This is a genomic window from Paenibacillus sp. FSL H8-0259, from assembly GCF_037963255.1.
Classification (GTDB): Bacteria; Bacillota; Bacilli; order Paenibacillales; family Paenibacillaceae; genus Paenibacillus_AQ; species Paenibacillus_AQ phytohabitans.
On sequence record NZ_CP150147.1, the window covers coordinates 307,814 to 327,876 of the forward strand.

15 protein-coding genes are annotated in these 20,063 nt (G+C 52.4%); 7 read left to right on the forward strand and 8 right to left on the reverse strand.

Annotated elements, in window-relative coordinates:
• Positions 1-317: 317 nt before the first annotated feature.
• On the forward strand, positions 318-1,112 hold the full coding sequence (locus tag NSU01_RS01380; RefSeq protein ID WP_042132852.1) for a hypothetical protein: 795 nt from the start codon (positions 318-320) through the stop codon (positions 1,110-1,112).
• A 6-nt stretch (positions 1,113-1,118) separates the two neighbouring features.
• Here the strand turns inward: NSU01_RS01380 and NSU01_RS01385 are convergent, their stop codons facing one another.
• Both NSU01_RS01385 and NSU01_RS01390 read right to left on the reverse strand, forming a co-directional pair.
• Entirely contained in the window at positions 1,119-4,151 is a 3,033-nt protein-coding gene (locus NSU01_RS01385) for a DEAD/DEAH box helicase (RefSeq protein WP_076243480.1), read from the reverse strand.
• Positions 4,148-5,785, reverse strand: coding sequence for an SWIM zinc finger family protein (locus tag NSU01_RS01390; RefSeq protein ID WP_076243481.1), 1,638 nt, complete (start codon positions 5,783-5,785; stop codon positions 4,148-4,150). The genes NSU01_RS01385 and NSU01_RS01390 overlap by 4 nt, the downstream gene beginning before the upstream one ends.
• A 231-nt stretch (positions 5,786-6,016) precedes the next feature.
• Between NSU01_RS01390 and NSU01_RS01395 the strand changes: the two genes are divergently transcribed.
• From NSU01_RS01395 to kdgT, 3 genes are all read left to right on the forward strand, one after another.
• Entirely contained in the window at positions 6,017-8,335 is a 2,319-nt protein-coding gene (locus NSU01_RS01395) for a helix-turn-helix domain-containing protein (RefSeq protein ID WP_076243482.1), read from the forward strand.
• A gap of 171 nt (positions 8,336-8,506) precedes the next feature.
• Positions 8,507-9,520, forward strand: a complete 1,014-nt coding sequence (locus NSU01_RS01400; RefSeq protein ID WP_076243483.1) for a tripartite tricarboxylate transporter substrate binding protein — start codon at positions 8,507-8,509, stop codon at positions 9,518-9,520.
• 182 nt (positions 9,521-9,702) lie between these two features.
• A complete protein-coding gene (gene kdgT / locus NSU01_RS01405; protein WP_042132857.1) occupies positions 9,703-10,707 on the forward strand; it encodes a 2-keto-3-deoxygluconate transporter in 1,005 nt (334 codons plus the stop codon).
• A gap of 380 nt (positions 10,708-11,087) precedes the next feature.
• On the opposite strand, the gene NSU01_RS01410 is transcribed toward kdgT, so the two are convergent.
• From NSU01_RS01410 to NSU01_RS01430, 5 genes are all read right to left on the reverse strand, one after another.
• The gene (locus NSU01_RS01410) at positions 11,088-12,074 is read right to left on the reverse strand and encodes a phosphotransferase (protein ID WP_076243484.1); all 987 of its coding nucleotides are present in this window, start codon (positions 12,072-12,074) and stop codon (positions 11,088-11,090) included.
• Between the two features lie 130 nt (positions 12,075-12,204).
• Positions 12,205-13,083, reverse strand: coding sequence for an AraC family transcriptional regulator (locus NSU01_RS01415; RefSeq protein WP_042132859.1), 879 nt, complete (start codon positions 13,081-13,083; stop codon positions 12,205-12,207).
• Between the two features lie 647 nt (positions 13,084-13,730).
• Positions 13,731-15,236 carry a patatin-like phospholipase family protein gene (locus tag NSU01_RS01420; protein ID WP_076243485.1) on the reverse strand — a complete coding sequence of 502 codons (1,506 nt, stop codon included), beginning with the start codon at positions 15,234-15,236 and terminating at the stop codon, positions 13,731-13,733.
• Positions 15,237-15,509: 273 nt separating this feature from the next.
• Positions 15,510-15,905, reverse strand: a complete 396-nt coding sequence (locus NSU01_RS01425) for a VOC family protein (RefSeq protein WP_076243486.1) — start codon at positions 15,903-15,905, stop codon at positions 15,510-15,512.
• A gap of 155 nt (positions 15,906-16,060) precedes the next feature.
• Positions 16,061-16,918 carry a GNAT family N-acetyltransferase gene (locus NSU01_RS01430; protein ID WP_076243487.1) on the reverse strand — a complete coding sequence of 286 codons (858 nt, stop codon included), beginning with the start codon at positions 16,916-16,918 and terminating at the stop codon, positions 16,061-16,063.
• Between the two features lie 546 nt (positions 16,919-17,464).
• Here NSU01_RS01430 and NSU01_RS01435 point away from each other — a divergent pair.
• The 3 genes from NSU01_RS01435 to NSU01_RS01445 are packed head-to-tail and all read left to right on the forward strand — an operon-like array spanning position 17,465 to position 19,494.
• On the forward strand, positions 17,465-18,034 hold the full coding sequence (locus NSU01_RS01435; protein WP_042132865.1) for an Ada metal-binding domain-containing protein: 570 nt from the start codon (positions 17,465-17,467) through the stop codon (positions 18,032-18,034).
• Position 18,035: 1 nt separating this feature from the next.
• The gene (locus NSU01_RS01440) at positions 18,036-18,614 is read left to right on the forward strand and encodes a methylated-DNA--[protein]-cysteine S-methyltransferase (RefSeq protein WP_256703812.1); all 579 of its coding nucleotides are present in this window, start codon (positions 18,036-18,038) and stop codon (positions 18,612-18,614) included.
• Positions 18,595-19,494, forward strand: a complete 900-nt coding sequence (locus NSU01_RS01445; protein WP_042132866.1) for a DNA-3-methyladenine glycosylase — start codon at positions 18,595-18,597, stop codon at positions 19,492-19,494. Before NSU01_RS01440 ends, NSU01_RS01445 begins: the two co-directional genes overlap by 20 nt.
• Before the next feature lie 113 nt (positions 19,495-19,607).
• On the opposite strand, the gene NSU01_RS01450 is transcribed toward NSU01_RS01445, so the two are convergent.
• Positions 19,608-20,033 carry a VOC family protein gene (locus NSU01_RS01450; RefSeq protein WP_076243488.1) on the reverse strand — a complete coding sequence of 142 codons (426 nt, stop codon included), beginning with the start codon at positions 20,031-20,033 and terminating at the stop codon, positions 19,608-19,610.
• Positions 20,034-20,063: the final 30 nt, after the last annotated feature.

Below are 20,063 nucleotides of genomic sequence, written 5' to 3' on the forward strand. Positions count from 1 at the left end.
GCGTATAAGTTCAAGCTATGGGCTGCCTCTAAAAATGGATAGACCTATCCTGAGTCCTCTGCACAAGGCAGAGCTTTCGCGCTATGAAGCTGTAATTAGCCGCGTAAGTTACGAATCCGGATATAGTCTATCACACTGAGCCCTCCGTTCTAAAAAAGTTAAGTTGATTTTAGCACAGCGGATATAAAATGGCAACTGCGCCCAGTTACGGAAGCGTCTGAGGGCTGTGGAGTGTCTCCCGCTGTCAATTAACCAGAAACTTCTAATCTGCTCGGCATATGATATATGAAATAGCTTTAATAGGAGGGTGATGAGCTGTGCCTGTATTGACAACCAACATGTTAACAAAGAACCCTACCTTGGGAGCAGGGCCTATCAGTCAAGCTGTCGTGAAGGTAGTGAACAATGGAACCCCCAGAGGAGTGGTCTATTTAACCGGGCTGAATAATGATGTAAGTCCGGCGACGCTGTTCGCCCAGGAGCTGTTCGAGTTGAATTACAGGGAAGTCGTAACCAAAACCTATAATGTGACACAGACGTTTTTCCAATTCAATGTAGTGTACTCACAGGAGCAGGTCCGTGTCCGTGTGTTCCTGATTGACAGCAGCGGGGTCTGGATTCCCGTTCCTATGCTGCCGATTGCCGTAGGCCGGATCACTTCGGAATTCCGTGACAATATCACCGTTACTGATAGCGATTTCGCGGCCATCAGCTTCCGGAGAAGTGCCTTAGTGACCATTCCTGAAGCGGTGACTGCCGAGATCAAAACGGATGGACTGGAGATTCTGGCCTCTACCCCCATCCGCTATAAAGTGATCGCCGGCGGAAGCGTAAACGGAGCCTTTGTGAACTATCCTACGCCGACTACAGCTATTCCCGTAACTGAAACGGCGCTGCAAGTGAACTATACATGTACTGCAGTTACTGGCGGAAGGGTCATCACTCAAGGAATCGGCTCCGGCATATCGGGTGCGTACCAGAATGTTGCCGTGAATCTGGTAAATCAGCAGCTGCTCTACGACATGCAGCAGGAGCCAATCACGCTGGTGGTCAGCTCACTGGCCGGGGAGGACAATCTGGCTGCAACCTTTAGAATGTCAGAGCAGTGGTGAACTCCGTTAACCGACCCATTCCCTCCGCAGCGTGAACAGATCCTTCAGCGCGTCCGTAGACAGCTCGGTGATCCAGCCCTCGGAGCCGGAGATCACATCGTCGCTGAGCTGCTGCTTGCTCTCCAGCATCTCGTCAATCTTCTCCTCCAGCGTGCCGAGCGAGATGAACTTATGCACCTGCACGTCCCGGGTCTGGCCCATGCGGTAGGCACGGTCAGTGGCCTGGTTCTCCACCGCCGGATTCCACCAGCGGTCGAAGTGGAAGACATGATTGGCGGCGGTCAGATTGAGGCCGACACCGCCCGCTTTGAGCGAGAGGATAAATACATTCGGCTGATCGGACGGCTGGTACCCGGAGGCGGCATCGGCTTCACCGGCAGGCAGTGCGGGGGCCTGGAACCGTTCAATCATGCGGTCACGGGTGCTCTTCGGGGTGCTGCCATTCAGATACAGCACCGGTTCCTGCAGCTCCTGCTGAAGCACAGCCTGCAGCATCTTGCCCATGCCGACATACTGGGTGAAGATCAGGCAGCGCTCATTCTCTTCGCGCAGCTCGCGGACCATCGCCAGCAGCCGTTCCAGCTTCGCAGACCGTTCAATCAAGGCGCTGGTGTTCAGAACGCCTCCGGCCTCCGGCTCGGGCAGCGCCTCTTTGGTCAGCAGCATTGGATGGTCGCACAGCTGCTTAAGGCTGGTTAAGGCGGCCAGAATGGCACCCTTGCGTTCAATGCCCTCCAGCTTCTGCATCCGTTCGAGCAGGCTGTTCACGTTCTGGTCGTAGAGCGCCGCTTGCTCTGCTGTCAGATTAATGTAGGTTTTCATTTCATTCTTATCCGGTAGATCGAGCTGAATGGCCGGGTCCTTCTTCTTGCGGCGCAGCATGAACGGCTTGACCAGCCGCTGCAAGTCTGCGGTTTTTTCGGCATTCCGCTCTTTCTCAATGGCGTTAGCGAACCGGTCCTGGAATCCTTTCGGAGTGCCGAGATAACCCGGTGTGATGAAATCGTAGATCGACCACAGCTCGGACAGCCTGTTCTCAATCGGTGTCCCCGTCAGGGCGATCCGGTGCAGGGCCGGGAAGCTGCGCACTGCGGCCGATTGCTTCGTTCCGGCGTTCTTGATATTCTGCGCTTCATCGAGGCATACAGCCGCCCAGGTGAACTGCTTCAGCAACTCCTGGTCCAGCGCGGCGGTAGCATAGGAAGTGAGGACCACATCGGCCTGCGAAGCAGCGCCGTAGAAATATCCGGCATCCAGCCGTCTGCTTCCATAATGAAGCATCACGTTCAGGGAAGGGGCGAAACGCTGCAGCTCCTTCTGCCAGTTGCCGAGCACGGAGGTCGGGCAGATGATCAGCGAGGGCCAGCCGGCCGGCTCTGTCTGCCGCCGGGCCACCGGTGCGCCGGAAGCTTCCGCTTCCGCCTCCTGCTCCTTCATGTGGAGCAGGTAGGAGATCAGTTGCACCGTCTTGCCGAGCCCCATATCATCGGCCAGACAAGCGCCGAGGCCGAAGCGGCGCAGGAATACCAGCCAGGCATAGCCTTCATGCTGGTAGCTGCGAAGCTCGGCATGGAGGCCGGCCGGAACCTCCGGCTTCGGCCACTGGCTGCGCTGTCCGAGCTGGCCGATGATTCCGACCAGATGCTCGTTCAGCTCGACCTCCAGCCGGACGCGGGCTGCTTCCTCCTCGGCGCGCTGCGCTTCGGCCTCCTCCGCGTCTGCGTCTGCACCGCTATTCAGCAGGTGCAGCTGCAGCACATCCTGGAAGGACAAGCCCTGCGACTTGTCCATCCCGGCCATGGCCCGCTGAATCTGCGCCAGCAGCGCAGGGTCCAGCGGAATCCACTTGCCGCGGAACTGGACGAGGCGTTCCCCGCGCGCAACGAGGTCGGCGAACTCCGCCTCGGAGAGATCGGCGTCGCCGATGGAGATGCGCCAGTCGAAGTCGACGAGCGCATCGAGGCCGAACAGCGACTGCCCGCGGCCCTCGGCGGTGCCGGAGCTGATCTTCGCGCGCAGGCGCGGCTTCCTGCGGCTGGCGGCTTCCCACCACGCCGGCAGCAGCACCTGCCAGCCGGCCTCCAGCAGGAGCCGGCTGTCGGCCGTGAGGAACCGCCACGCGACCGCGTCGCTAAGCGGTTCAGCCAGCACATCGGCGCCGCGCCCGATGTGCTCGGGAAGGCTGTCACGCAGCCGTGACAGCCACCCGGCCGCGCGCTCGTGGACATGCTCTGTCCACGATGCGGGCCACAGGCCATGCGGCTCGCCGTCCCCGGTGAGCCGCAGCGGCACAAGCGCGGACTCGTCGCGCTTGTCCTGCAGGAGCAGCTGGAGCCGCCAGTGCGGCAGCTCTTCGTCCGGTTCAAGCAGCTGCAGCACCGGCCGGAACGGCGCGGTGTCTGCCTTCCAGCCGATGGACATCAGCCAGCTGTCTTCGTCCATCCCGGCCGCACTGCCCGGGCTCGCGCTGAACAGCAGCGGGAACTCACTGCGCAGGTCACCGGCTTCCGCATCGGTGCCGTAATAGCGCTGGAAGACCGCCGCAGAGAAGGCGGCCCGCAGACCTTCGGCGAACCCGCTGCGTCCCTCAAGACTATGCAGCGCCGCCGCATCGTCCCAGTTGCCTTCGGCGGCTTCCGCCAGCGCCTTCTCCTCCCAGGCCCAGCGGAGCTGGCCTTCCCGGAAGGCGGAGAAGCTGGGTGCATACTGCTTGTTATCCAGCATTCCTGCCAGCAGCGGGGCCAGCCGCTTCAAGAGCTGGGCATCGCCCTGCCAGCTCCAGCCGACATGCCGGAGCAGCCGCAGGCTTGCGAAGAACGGAATCACCTGCTCGGCAGGAAGCACCACGAGCTCGACCTCATCCGCCTTCGAAGTAGTAAGCTCCGTTCCATAGAAGGATTCTTCATGCCAGGCGAACAGCATCTGCTTCAACTGGACGCCGGGTACATAATCATCCCGGTCATCAACACCGTAGATCAGCGCGTCGCCATACTGGCTTAAGGCGAGCTGGACCGTAATATTGCGCATCATTGTGTTCATGGAATCAGTTTTCCTTTCCGCAGTTCCTCCTGAAGAGCGCGCAGCCGGCTGTGCCGGTCCGTGAAGGCTTCGAGGAATTCCTCCCAGCGTGCTTCGCGTTTCAGCTTCTTGTACAGCTTGGACAGACGTTTCAGCAGCTTCACCGCTGCTTTGTAGCTGTGCCGGTTTTTGTCCAGCACGAATCGTTCCACAGCCTGATGATAGAACGGCAGGAGCAGCTCCGGTGCATTCTTCTCCACCGGCTGCAGGTCGCTGACCCGGAAGTCGGCAGGCTGCCGCCCGGCCGATAACTGCATATCCATCCATTCCTGCCATTTGCCGTAGGTCAGCAGCTGCTCTTCATAGATCTCGCGCGACAGCGGCAGCATACCGGCCAGCGTATCCCACATCCGGGGCTCGGCTTCGGGCAGATGACGGACCGCTTCATCCCAGTACCCGGCGTACTCCTGCAGATTGTACAGCCGGCTGCTGAGCAGCGGGCCAATCTCTGCCAGCCATGCCGTGAGGCGTGTCCACTGCCGGGCTTCGGCCAGCGGGGGCAGGAAGCTTATCAGCTCCTCCGGGTGCAGTCCGGGCCGCTCGGCTGCTGCGCGCAGCTGTTCCATAGCGGCGGCATCATCATGCAGAGAATAATTCATCCGGCTCTCAGCCAGCAGCAGGGCATGGCGTGAGGCTGCAGCCCCCAGAGCTTGTCCGGCCGTCCGCAGGTGCTCCAGCTCTTCGGCATACAGCTCCGGTCCGCTTAGATTCGGCGTAATCCAATTGGTCCACAGCAGGGTATAGCAGTAAGAGAAGTAGGGCTGATCCCGCGAACGGTCGCGGGCTTCCGTCAGCATCTCGCCCCGCAGATAGGCGATTGTATCGTATACTCTGGGCCATTCTTCAGGGGCCTCCGCCAGCGGCAGGCCTTTCTTCATCATGTCCGTGATATGCTTTTGCAGCTCGGAAATCGCAATTGAAGTATAGTAGCCGACAGAATAACCTAGTGAGGAGAGGTTCGCCGCCAGCGGCTGTCCTCCAGGCTTAACTAAGCTTTCCAGCACACAGAGATGAGTATGAAGCTTGAACAGCTGGGCGGCAGCGGGAGACAGCTTGGGGCGGACCCCGGAGATGGCGGCCAGCGCCCGGTCGGCATACTGCGGATTTCGCACGGTATGGGCCAGGGGCTCTATGAGGAGTGCCATATATTCACGCCACTGCTGCACAGTGGCCTCTGGAATAAGCGCCTCCAGCTTCTTCAGCTGTTCCCCGCGCCGTCCCGGAACTCCTTGAGCAGGGGCAGAAGGGATCTTGGGAATGTCCACAAGTGCCTTGGCATTGGCAATCGAATGTACAGGTTTGCCCTGAAGCTCCGCGTAGTACATCAGCACAGCGGCCATATGCTTGCACGGGCCGGATACCGGACAGTCGCAGCGGCTCTCCAGCAGATGCTCCAGCTCAACGGCAACCATATAATCCTCCCGGCCTTCAACGATGGACATGATTTTCCTGTCCGTCCTCATCTGGAAGGCATGCACGCGTTTTTGTTTATAATATTGAAACCCCCGTTTAAGGGTCAGATCATCAAAAATCCGGGCCACATCCGAGATAAGGTTGTCCCATCCGGCATCATCCATGGCATAATTTGGCTGCATCGCTATCGTTCTCCTGTGGCAGATTGGTGTTGAAACAGTACTGCCCCTGCAAACAGGACGGCAGCGCCGTTTCGGATTGAATCATTCCTTTCATTATATCATTTCTGTGTATTTTATCCGTAAATGCTTAAAATCTTAAAGGGTATGACATGCTCCATATTGAAGTATAGGTGAACATGCTACTCTAAGGTCTGGACCAAGAGAGAACGCCGGAAGGATGAAGCTAAGGCAATGCTGCGATTTAAATTGAAATATCTGCTGAACAACAAACAAAACCGGCTCATTCTGATGCTGACGGCAGGAGTATCACTTCTGATCACTTTGATCGGATTATTCTCCTATAGAGAGTACCGCAACGCACTGGATACCGAGCTTAATACACCGAATGTCGAATTGCTGCAGATTAACGTAGATGTGACGAACCGGGCCTTCCGCGAATCCGATAACAAAGCGGTCGATTTATCCTTTCACCCGGCTGTACTGAAATATATAGAAGCCGCTACCGGGGACAATGCCGGCATTGCCGCAGAGCCGCAGGAATATCTCAAGACGCTGGCGACAGAGCCGGATGTGCATGCCATCAGCGTGATCAAGTTCAAGGATCATTCCGTCCTCTCGAGCGGCTACGGCTATGTATCATCCTGGGAGCATGCGCCGGAGCATGCCTGGGAGTCCTGGATCGGGGAGATTAAGGAGAAGCCGCTTCTGATCAAAAGAAGGCTGTACACCGGCACCGACTCCCGTCTCCGAGAAACAGAGCTGCTGTCTTTGGCCCGGCCGGTTGTAGAGAACGGGGAAGTGACCGGCGCGGTGCTGATCGATCTCGATTACGATATGCTTTTCTCCAAAATGTATACCCATCTCTCGAACTATCAGCTGGTGTACAACCTGGAGGGGGAGCTGATCTATCCCAAGCTGAACCTTCCGTTCCCGCTGGCGGACATGCAGAATGTACTGGAGGATATTGATGTCAGCCCGTTTGCCCATGTCCGGATCGGCGGACAGGCCTATATGGCCAACCAGACCTTCTCGAATGTGACCGGCTGGCGGCTGATTTCGCTGGTACCGATGGAGCAGCTGCTGAAAAATGTGAAGATTGCGCGCAATATGATGCTGATGCTGTCCCTGATCTCGATCGCCGTAGGTCTATCCGCTATTTATTATTATAATTTTGCGGCCTTCCGGCCGCTCAAGCGGATTAACAAGCTGCTGCTTCCCGAACAGAAGGCGGCCGGGCAAGGCGGTCTGTATGATCTGGAGCCGGTTATCGGCAAGCTGGTCGGTGACTTCCAGAGCAAATCGCTGGTTGCGGACTGGAGCCTGCCGGAGCTGCGTTCCAAGTTCGTGCAGGACCTGATTACGCGAAGTATCGGCACCCAGGAGACGCAGACGAAATTTGAACATTATTTTGGCGGCTGGACGGAAGGTCCGTTCGAGACGCTCGCCTTGTCTATTGACCGTCATACCCAATGGGCGGCGGGGTTCATAGAAGAAGATCAGCTGCTGCTCAAGTACGCAATGATCAACATTGTGCACGAATACTTCGAAGCTTCGTGGCGGTCCGTCATCGCGGCACCGCAGAAGGACAGTCTGGTCATCCTGCTGCAGGCCAAAGGCGGCGAAGAGAAGCCGTTATATACAGATGCGCGTAAGCTGGCCGACCTTATTCTTGAAGTGCTGAATATATCAGTGTCCATTGGCATCGGCGAGCAGGCCGGGGCGATTGCCCAGGTGCCGCGTTCCTATTCAGAGGCGCAGCTGGCTCTATCCTACCGGTTATATGAAGGTTATGCCCATGTCCGTGTGTATTCACATGCGGAGAACAAATATGAAGAGAGCAGCGGGGCGGCTGATGATGCCTGGAAGCAGGAGATGCTGAGTGCCCTGAAGTCTTCCGACGCCCAGGCTGCGCAGGAGTGGATCCGCAGATGGTCGGCTGAGACCCGCAAGAAAGGAATTCAGCCGCAAAAAGTATTCCGCACCGTCGATGACCTTCTGGAGGAGATTCTGCATATAACGGCGGCCGGGGGATACCCGCTGCCTGCCGAGCTGGCTGACTACACCTGGCATCAGGTGTCGACGATGGAGCTTCACGGGATTGAGGACATGCTATGCAGCATTGCTGTTCATATGGCCGGTGCGTTCGGAGCACACCGGCAATCGAAGGAATTCCTGCTTGTACAGAATCTCATCAAGTATATGGAAGAGAATCTGCAGTTCAATATCGGACTTCAGGATATCGCCTCCCATGTGAATATGGGGGTGTCCTCGGTGAGTACGATCTTCAAGGAAGAGACCGGAACAACCGTGTATGACTATCTGACCAACCTCAGAATTGATAAAGCCTGTGAATTGCTGCAGGACAGCACCCTGCGGATCGCCGATATTGCGCTGCAGGTCGGTTACCAGAATGAGAACAGCTTCATCCGTGTATTCCGTAAGATTAAATCAACGACTCCGGGCAAGTTCCGGGAGAACAGCAAATCTTCCAAAGAGTATGCAGATCGGCCAAAACCGCGCCATTCCGGCGTTTCTGAGGATTCAGAATAAGATTATGCGATTGAAGGAACACCCCCGAATGCGATAAAGTTCTATTTGAGAAAACTTTCACAGCTCCCCGGAAGGGCGGCTGATGCTCAGAGAATTCGGGGGTGAAGCAGCGGGCGCAGGGCCAGCATAAGATTCAGCAGGCTGCCCGATTACTGTTAATAGAGAAGAGGGATGGTTTTGAAGCGGACAACCAAAATAGGAATCTGGGCAGCATCAGTACTCGCAGTTCTGCTAATCCTTAGAACCTTCATTCAACTGACGGGCGATGCGGAGCAGAAGAATGCCAGCACCGGTTTTCCCGGGCGGCCGATTACACTGATCGTGCCCTATGCGGCAGGCGGAGGAACTGATACCACGGCAAGAGCACTCGCCAAAGCGACAGAGAAGGTGCTGGGCCAGCCGATTATTGTGGTCAACCGGACGGGCGGCGGAGGCTCAGTAGGACTTATGGAAGGCGCGGGCGCCAAGGGCGATGGCTATACCGTCACTTTTTTGCCGGCCGAGCTGACGATTCTTCCCCATCTGGGACTATTGCCGATTACCTATGAGAAGTTCAAACCCATCGCACAGACGAATTTTGATCCTTCCGCCATTACCGTAAGACAGGACGCGCCATGGCAAGACGTTAATGAATTTCTCGACTTTGCGAAAGCGCATCCAGAGGAACTCAAAATGGGAAACGCAGGAACGGGGAGCATTTGGCATTTGGCCGCCGTAACCTTGGAACGGGAGACAGGTGTGAAGTTTGCACATATTCCTTTTGAAGGCGCAGGGCCAGCCGTTTCCGCTTTGATGGACGGATTCGTGGACGCGGTGCCGGTCAGTCCCGCCGAGGTGAAGAAGTATGTAGATGAAGGCAAGCTGCGGACACTGGCGGTTAACGCCGATAAACGCTCAGAGGCGCTGCCGGATGTGCCGACTCTGGAAGAGCAGACCGGAATACATGTGAACTTCACCAGTACATGGAGAGGACTTGCTGTGCCGAAGGATACGCAGGATGCCATTGCGGAAGTGTTGGCCGGGGCATTTATCAAAGGGACCGAGGACAGGGCTTTCCGCGAATATATGAAGTCGAACGGACTTGGACTGCTGGTGAAGGACGGCAAAGCCTTCTCGAAACAGCTTAAGGAAAGCGATGATTTATTCGCCAAAATGATTCCGGAGCTCGGACTAAGCCGCAGGTAACCTGTACGAAATGTGAAAGCGCCATCAGGCAAAGTGATCTCAGGAAACCCGCTTGCTGACTAGCAGGATTGTAGTGAACGGGGATTTGCTGGGGCTGGTTTGCTGCGCCTCCATAAGGAACAATAAGCATGATATTCAATATTATATAAACTCATTATGAGTAAGAGAGGTATGGTAATCATATGAAAATCAAAAAGACATTAGATCGGATTCCCGGCGGAATGATGCTGGTTCCACTGTTCCTGGGAGCGATCATTCACACCGCTTTTCCTGATGCAGGCGAATATTTCGGAGGCTTCACCAAAGGCCTGATGACAGGAACCGTGCCGATTCTGGCCGTATGGTTCTTCTGTATGGGCGCAGCGATTGATGTAAGAGCAACCGGAACGGTACTCCGCAAATCGGGTACGCTTGTATTAACCAAGATTGCTGTAGCATGGGTTGTAGCTATGATCGCGATCCAGTTCCTGCCTGAGGGCGGTGTGCAAACCGGCTTCTTCGCCGGATTATCAGTCCTCGCCATCATCTCCGCCATGGATATGACCAACGGCGGTCTGTACGCTTCCATCATGCAGCAGTATGGTACCAAAGAAGAATCAGGAGCATTCGTGCTGATGTCACTTGAATCCGGCCCGCTTGTAACGATGCTTATTCTGGGCAGCACCGGTGTTGCCGTATTCGAACCGCATCTCTTCATCGGCGCTGTGCTTCCGTTCCTGATCGGCTTCATCCTGGGTAACCTGGATCATGACCTGCGTGCTTATTTCGGCAAAGCCACCCAGACCCTTATTCCGTTCTTCGGTTTCGCACTGGGGAGCTCGATTGACCTCGGCGTTATCGTTGACACTGGGCTGCTTGGTATTCTGCTTGGCGTAGTGGTTATCATTATTACAGGCGTTCCGCTGATCCTGGCCGACAAATTCATCGGCCGCGGTAACGGCACCGCCGGACTTGCTGCCTCCAGTACTGCCGGAGCTGCTGTCGCCAACCCTATGCTGGTCGCGAATATGAAGCCGGAGTTCCTGCCCGCAGCCCAGACAGCCACGGCGCTGGTAGCCGCCTCGGTTATCGTAACGTCCATTCTGGTTCCAATCATAACCGCCTACTATTCCGACTATATGAAGAAAAAGAACCCGCCGGCAGCAGAGGGTCCTATAGATGCTAAGATTCAGGAAGCAGTGGTATAATAACATCGGATAACAACGATAATTAGATATATTGGAGTTTCTGCATGCGTAAGCCGCAGCAATCACATTGGCAAGACCCTCCGAAAACCGCCGCTATGGCTGTTTCCGGAGGGTCTTTTTAAAGTATAGACGGGAACGGGCGAACATTGAATCGTCCGGAAATAGCAGTTGGATTTTCTCCACTTGCTGATTATCGAAGAGCGCCTATTAAAACAACAGTTGGAAAAACAGCACTTAAATTTCTTCATATAAGCCAAAGCCGAGGAAAGCTCGAAATTAAATGCCGTTTATCCATTTATTTGCCGCGGACCCGCTAAAACAACTAAATTAAGATACGTTTTTCCACTTAATCACAACTCAGTGAACAGGCTTCTGCCAAGCTATAATTTGATATCGCAGCCATCGAACGATTGGCCATTCTGAATAAGAGTAACGGCATGGGTAATCGCAGCTTGCTGAGATTCGGAGAGTCGGCTCTCATCCCCGTCCCAGCCGCCCAGCCACCAGAAATAGGAGCATATATTCCGGTAGTCCATGAACATGGGGATCTGCTGAATCCAGTTATAGGTGAGAACATTATGTTTCGAGTATCCCGTCAGGAATTCCATTAAGAATTGTTCAGCAAACTCATGCTTGGAATGCCGGTCTTCCGCCGGGGAGCCCCACCATACGGCATGAGTTGCTGCAATGGCAATATCAAGCGCATACCAGCCATAGATGCTGTCATCGAAATCAAATACCGTAATTTCACCATTATCGATGTGGAAATTATATGGATGGAAATCATTGTGGATCAATCCATACGATGCAGCATCTTTGGGCAAATTGGAGATTGAATCCTCCAGGGCTTTCAACTTATCCAGCAGGATCAGGTAACGACCCTGGTTCAGATTGGGATTATTAATATGCCACTTTCCCCAGTCAGCTCTTCTTTCGGCAACGTCTGCAGCAGGATAGGACTTGGTAAGCAGATGCATTTGCCCCATGGCTTCTCCCCATTTTCTGAATATCGGGGGGCCCCACAGCTGCGGATTGCTTTTATCAAAAAAACGTCCGGGTGCCATATGAAAGGCTGTAGCAATAAAACGCTGTTCCTGATGTCTGCAAACAGCAGTGAGCTGCCCATCCAAGGTGTGAACAGGAAGGGAGGCGCGCACACCGTTCTGTGCCAGATAATAGACCCAGTCTACTTCGGCTTTTATTTGTGCCATATATGCAGGGGGTTTCACAGATAATCGTAAGATGTAAGGCTGATTGTTTAGGGTAAACCGGTATACCTCATTACAGGAGTTGCTGATGAAGACCAATGTCTCCACATCAAATCCAAAGGAGTCTGCAGCTTGGACCAGCAGTTCTTGACTGACCATACGTAACCTAACCTCATCTCGTGCTTTAGCGTCTCCCGGCCGGGTGCACCCTCAGGTTAACAGCATTTCCCGCTGAAATATAGACTTATAGTTTTCTGTCAAATATACTAATAATCAAGTCCAAAGCATTTTATTTCTTAGCCACCGGAATCCAAACCTCGCAGATCGATTCTTCATGGCTGTCATCGGTCCAGTAGTATCTCTCCATGCACGGTCCTTCCACTTGCTCAAAGCCTGCCGAAGGGAACCATTCGGAATAAATTCTCCGCCACACATTCAGAATCTCCAGTCCTATCTCCGCGTCATCCGGAAAAGTATCACGGCTATCGAATACGGCATAAGTCTGATCAGGTACAGTCAGGGTGTCAAGCTCCTGTGGGACCTCTTGTCCTTCCGGCAGTTCGATTCCCATCAGATAACGTTTGGTTCCGTCCTCGCTGAAGTCGTAATAATAGCCGAACAGCAGCGAACCTGCGGGTCTTCCGGCTAATTCGTTAATCCGGTCATGCGTCCCGTCCTTCCAGATTTTCTCCGTGAATGCAGGTATTTCTGTGTAAGCATCCTTATGAACGATCACCTCTTTTCCAATGACGCGGCAACCCTTCTCTTCCACCATCCGGTAATTCATTTCGGTTTCTCCTTTGATCTGAATTTGAAAGGAGATTCGGGGGAACGACTTGAGCTTCACGTTCTTTTTTCTCGCCATTTGCGGGGTTACCCCATGCATTCTCTGGAACGCTTTGGCGAAGGACTCCGGTGTCTCATAACCATACTTAAGCGCGATATCGATCACCTTGCTGTCCGTTCCGGCCAGCTCTTCCGCCGCTAAGGTAAGCCGTCTGTTGCGTACATATTCAGTAACGGTGAAGCCCGTCAAGGCATGGAACATGCGCTGAAAATGGTATTTCGAAGTCATCGCTGCTCCGGCGATATCCTCAACTCCTATGGCGGAGCTCAAGTTCTGCTCCACATAATCAATCGCCTGCTGAAGCAATCGGATCGTTTCCAAATCCTCACCTCTCCTTTCAATTTCATTGTAGAGAAACCGGCAGAGCTGTTCCTGACCGGGAATGCTTTGATTTGTCCATATGCATGCTATTCTTCACTACTATATATCCTCAGTTCTTTGTTTAGATCATACATCATTTTTTTAAGTGGTTTAGTTCGCATATTCTCTTGCGTATCTCAGAACAGAAATATATTTTTAATATCGTTGTTAGTAAAAATATCCCATATCTAATATCTCTATCAACTCTTTCTTTTGAGAGCTATTAACATCTGTTCCCTCTCTATTAAATTCAGTATACCTGAGCTAAATATTTGATAAGTATTTGATAAGCTTCTTCAAAAGATATAATCAGTTGTGTTGCTTTCATAAGAGTCAGGCATGTAACTTTGTGATTGCATCTTCCTTTTGAATAAGGAGTTTTATAAGTGCTGATAGAGTTATTCCATAGGCTCATAGCATAAAGGTTATAAAATAAGTCTCCTCTTGTAGGTATCTTGAAATGAACTTATTATACCCATAACATCTTTTTATCTGTCCCCAAACAAATGCACTCTTTTTGATATTCATTAAGAATGTGGGATATATTAAATTTAATCGACGAAAATTGTAGATCATAATATGCATCAGAGTATTACATTCTACTAAATTTAGGTGAATATTTTAATTGCCCCTATTATGATTAATCCAAGAAGTACAACAAAAACTGTTGTTATGGCGAGCAAATATAATAATGACAGTACTAAATGAAATAATTTACCTATGGCAAAATCAATATAATGTTTGAAATCATTTAGCCCAGTAAGAACTAGGGAGTAAAGAGAAATAGCAGAAATGATGATCATGGAGGTTTGGAAATAACTGAATATCACAAGATCATTTCCAGGTATAACCTTAAACGAGGCTAATAAAGCGTACCAGATTGATAAAAGAAAAATCAAAGAGAATGTAGTGATAAAAAGCTTCATCTCAATTAATGCTTGTATAAAACTTTTACTGCTTGAATGATTTAGCTTTCGACCATTCCTAAGTGCATATTTAAATTTTTCTGTAGGGGTTTGCATGAGAGTGGCATTAGCATTATCTTTAAATACAAAATCTCCATGTAGTGTTATGCTAACATTACTTTGAAAATTTATTTTGTTAGCTAGTGAGTAAGCAAAGAAACTTAATGAATTCCTTTCATATGGTAAGAACTTATTTAAATCCGTTCTCAGTTCGGATAAAGCTGCACTAACCTTTTGATCAATATCTGGGTGGTTATCTTTAAGATGAATATGTACATAGTTTTCGCAAGTTTCTAGCATCATTTTTTTATTTAATTCCAAGCTGGCATCATAGCTACGTTTCAGAACAGAAATACGTTTTCTGGGTATGAGTTCCTCCTCTACAAGTTGCCTAGATCCATCGCTCAGTATGAAGAATTCACATGATTCTTTTTGTAATGAAAATAATCCTAAATTATCGAAAGCCCCACCATCTACAAACTTATGCGCCGCTGAGTTGATACGAATCTTCACGTAATTAAATAATCCTGGTACCGCCGAAGAAGCAGCAATAGCATCTTTCAAGTAAATCGGATTATCAGAATATGAGACTGGACCTTCTGAATTTATGATTTTACTGTCCGCATACTGCCCCATATCGTTTTGAGAGAAATACCATGGACCTCCATTTCTAAGAAGTGTGGCATTTATAATTAACTTGGGGAGTCTGCTGTCATTTAATTGGTCCATTCTCAAATCAGTCTTGTAAAAGTACTTGCAGTATAGTTTGGCCAGTATCTTTTCTCTGGATTGAAAGACAGCCCGAAGTTCAGTTAAAGGATGAAGGAATACTTTTGATCGGATGTTTTTTGAAACGCCAAGGTTGAAATCTTTTTCAAGCTCTTGTACGATTTCTATATAGTCGATATGACTAAGCTGCCCTTTTTGGTTAAACCTTTCTCTTAGTTTCAAAAAATAAAGAGCTCCTATAATGGAGCCACCAGAAACGGTGGAGATTACACTAATTCTTTTTAACAAATCTTTTTCGGCGAGGTTAGCTAAAACACCTAAATGAAAAAATGAGGCGCGGTATCCCCCGCCCGATAATGCCAGACCTATCTTTTTGTTTTCAAAATCAAAATCATCAGTTTCATTCGATTCATTTTTCACATTTATTACCACCCATCCCAATAGTGCAAACCTATTACCATTCTCTTATTTATTTTCCTATATATCTATTATGTTTATATCTTGACACTATTTTAGGGCATAAAATGTAAATTGAAATCAAATTTTGTATTTTGCGGTCTGTCTTGTAAGCCAAGATTCTATGGTAATACACCGCATTAGGTTTTACGTAAGCTTTTTAATACCACTGTTGCCGCTATTGGTGAAATGAAGGAGAGGTTGTATTTGTTACACTCTTTCCAATGCATTGTGTAGCTATACCAGCTCCTGAGCAACCTCCCAAATATGTCCTGCCGGGTCTGCGAAGCTGGCTGTGCGGATGCCCCAAGGCCGGTTCATGGGTCCGTTCAATAGGCTTACGCCGCGTGCAGTTAATTCTGTGCATACCGCATCCACATCCTCCACGCGGATTGTGAACTGAAATCGTGATCCGGAGGCGGGGCCGGCAACGGCAGCGGGCTCAATCAGCCCGGGAGCTTCAGAGATGTGCAGCAGATTGATGCTCATATTGCCGAAATCGTAGACGGCCGAATTCTCGTCCGCGTACACCTCTTCAAGACCAAAAACCTCCTGATAGAATGCCATGGTGCCAGGCAGATCCTCAACGAACAACGTTACCACACTGATATTCCGTGATCCCAGGTTACTCATACTGTTTACCTCTCCGTTCTCTATTGGATTGTGGATTACAACTTGTGGTCATTCATTTAGCCAAGCGACCAGACCTCCGGAGGGTTTAGTCCGCAGCTGGTCTCTAGAACTTCGTTGCAGAACGCTTTTGTAGACTCTTAATTGGTGCAGACCTTTTACACGCTTCCCAGCGGTTTTCTCATATACTCCGTAATATGCGTCTCCTGAAACCCGAGGCTGTCATAGAGCTGCCGGGCTTCATTCCCAACGACACAGCACAGAACGACGGTTGCATGGCCGCGCTGATAGATCTCATTGCATAGGTACTTCACAAACTCTCGTCCGATCCCGCGTCCCTGAAGGTCTGAACGTACGCTGACACTGCTGATTTCATTCCCGTGAAGGTGGCTGTAAGCGGCGATTTCCCCATTGAACTCATAGACAAACCGGTCTTCCGCGTCCGCTCTCCAGGCGTTTCGTCTGCCCTTATTAGGCTGGGCAACTACAGAATCCGGGAAGCAGCCGACACGGACGCGCATTTCATGAAATGCAGTGGCATAGAGCGAGTGGGCTGGAAGAAAGTCCTCATCTGTATACAGCCTTACGGGAGCCTCCTCCTGAGCAAAGAAACCGCCGGTCCGCTGCATATAAACAAGTGAGTAATATGGAGCGTAACCGAGCTTACGGGCAAACCCGGGAGATGCTGGAGCCACGGAACGAAAGGAGGTGCTGACCGCGCGGGTTCCGCCTGCCTGCAACTGTGTCTCGGCAGCCTGCACCATCGCCGTGCCGATTCTTTGTCTGCGATACCGGGGAGCGACGAACACTTGTAAATGTGACTGATGTGCAGGCGCTTCCATTTGAGCCAGTGCAACAAGTGTATCCTTAATAAAAGCGCAAATAAACGTTTCCGGTTCTTCATCAAGCAACCGGAGGAGGTCTGCGCCAGTCTCCGCATCCTGGGTTAATAATTCTCTGGCGGTAGAGTAGTCCTTGTTACTGAAGCGTTCGTAGCGGATATCTGACAGGTGCATTAGCCGCTGAGTCCTCCTATTAAATTGAGACGTAGCTTATACATTTCAATGGAATTTAATTCTATTTACCGCCAGTGATTATTGCATAGAATAAGGGGTATTTCAACCAAATTGTACATTGAGGGCTGCAGATTGGACACGCCGCGAACAAAAGCCCGGGTAGTTCTCCGCTTGCGGACTACAGTTCCGTTATTTTGCTGAAATCATCAGTCTGGCAGCTGTCGCGGACTACAGATCCTTTATTTTCCGTATTCCCCCTCAAATTACCCCTTACAGCAGGGAATAAGGTCTTTACAGTCCGCGTGGCGCGGAAAAAGCCCGGATTGTGAGAATTAGCGGAATCTCAGTCCGCAGGGAGAGATACGCTAATCACTATCTAATCGAAGTGTTTAACACTGTAACTTCAGCAGGCCAGCAAACGTGCATCTACAGGCACATCTGCATCTCCAGCTGCCCCTTCACGCTGTCGTAATCTTGCTCTCCTATTCCAATATGCTGCATAAGCCAAAACGAATCGTTTATACTGGCGGTAAGAGGTGATTCAGGATGGAGCCGCAATTATTTGAGCGTATTTACGATTCGGTGGTGCGGCGTGAGCCGACCTATGACGGTGTTTACTATACAGCAGTGCTGACGACACGTATTGTCTGCAGGCCTTCCTGCCGGGCAAGAACGCCGAAGGCAGCCAATGTGGTATTCTACGGCTCCCTGCAGGAGGCTGTCCGCGAGGGATTCCGGCCCTGTAAAAGATGCCGCCCCGAAGAAGGCGGCACCCTCCGGCCGGATGCCGTGCTGGCGTCGCAGGCGGATGCCATTATGGACGGGCAGTTCGGGAGCAAGCTGACACTGCAGTCGATGGCGGAGCAGCTGAAGGTCAGCCCGTTCCATCTGCAGCGGACCTACAAGCGGGTAACCGGCCAGTCGCCTGCTGCCAGACTGGATGAACTGCGCACGGGCGAAGCCCGCAGGCTGCTGGCGGAGACGGATACAGGCATTGCCGATGTAGGCAAGGCAGTTGGATTCCGCAGCGCGTCCCACTTCGCAGCCTGGTTCGTCAAGAAATCCGGTCTGTCCCCTACGGAATATCGCAGTAAGCATAATGAGGGAGGAAATTAGGATGAATATGAATATAAACCAGAGTCCGAACCGGCACACGATATATCACCATACCCTGAATCTCGGGAATCGGGAGTGGACCCTATGGGCCAGCAGCAAGGGACTTATCCGCGTGTCCTATCCGCAGGATGGAGGGCAGCTGCCGGCCGCCTGGCTGAAGATGTATGCTCCGGACTATGAATTCCTGGAGGGTGCCGGGCGGTTTGAGCAGCTTGGGGTTATAGAGCTGCTGCGCCGTTATTTTGATGGAGAAACGGTCGATTTCAATAGTCTTGCGCTTGATTTATGGGGCACTCCGTTTCAGCAGGAGGTATGGCGGGGGCTGCTTACGATCCCGCATGGTGAGGTTGCAACCTACAAGGAGTTGGCCGCACGGATTGGCAGACCGCTGGCAGTCCGGGCTGTCGGCACGGCTAACGGGCAGAATCCGCTGCCGGTCATTGTGCCCTGCCACCGGGTGATCGGTGCGAACGGCACCTTAACCGGTTACCGGGGCGGATTGCAGCTGAAGCAGGAGCTGCTTCAACTGGAAGGGATTCTAAATGTGAAGGCGGCGGGCCATGAACGATTTGCTTTTTGAGCTGCCGCTGCCGGAAGATTTCAACCTGGACGCCTGTCTGGAGTACATGAACCGTTCGCCGCTGGAATGCCTGTTCCAGACGGATGACTCGGGAGTGACCCGGATGTTCAAGCTGGAGGATGGCCCGGTCCTAATCCGGTTAAGTGTGCCTGAAGGGAACAGGCTGAGCGTAACCCGGCTGCACGGCGCTGTCCCCGGCGTCCTGGAGCAGGAATGGCTGGCCCGTTATATTGTAGAGTGGTTCGATCTGGACCGCGATCTTACCCCGTTCTACCGGGTTGCAGAAGCGGACCCGCTGCTCCGGCCGCTGGCAATTCAGCACCGGGGGCTGCGGATTATCGGCATCCCGGATCTGTTCGAGGCGTTATGCTGGGCGATTCTGGGCCAGCAGGTGAACCTGGCTTTTGCCTACAGGCTGAAGCAGCGCCTGACCGAAGTGTATGGAGAATCTCTGGAGTGGGGAGGCCGGACCTACTACCGGTTCCCCGGACCGGAGGTCTTCTCGGAGGTGCAGATCGAAGAACTATGCGCCCTGCAGCTGACCCGCAGCAAAGCACAGACAATCCTCACAGTAGCCTCGCTGATTGCAAGCGGAGAGCTGAGCCGTGAAGAGCTGCTGGCGCTTCCGTCTCCGGCCGCCGCCGAGCAGCGGCTGCTGCAGATCCGCGGGATCGGGCCGTGGACCTCCCAGTATGTACGCATGCGCTGCTTGCGGGATAGCTCCTCATATCCCGTCGGCGATGTCGGCCTGCAGAACGTGATCAAGTTCCTCACCGGTATGGACCGCAAGCCGACGCCAGCGGAGCTGCTCGTCCTGGCCCAGCCCTGGCAGGGCTGGGAGGCATACGCCACATTTTATCTGTGGCGGGCATTATATTAGCGCGCGGCTGGTGCGGAGCCGTGACGGCCAAAAGCACTGTCTCACCGGAGATTCCGGGAGACAGTGCTTTTTGTATCCTGCGCCTGAAGGGTTCACCCCAGCCCGCTTGAGCTTTAATGCGCCCGCTTCGTGAAGATCTGGAAGCATACACCGTACTTATCGGTAACCATGCCAAAGGCGGGGCTGAAATAAGCCGGAGCCAGCTCAATATCAACCGTTCCGCCTGCCTTGAGCGAGTCATACAGCTGCTGCGCTTCCTCCGCAGTATCCGCTGTGATACAGATGGTGATGCCATTGCCATGGCTCAGCGGCTGGCCAATTTCCTGATCTGCGACGAAAAACTTGGTTTCATCCACCAGCAGGACGGAATGGGCTATACGCGCTTTTTCCAGTTCGGTCATCGGGGAGTCAGGGTTCTGCGGGCCTTCGCCCACAGTTTGCTTGAAGAGCAGCGTTGCACCCAGCGCCTCCTGATAAAAGGCAATCGCCTCACTTGCTGTACCGTCCACCAGAATAAAAGGATTTACTTGCAGGGTCATGTCTAAATCGCTCCTTAGAATTTGATTTGC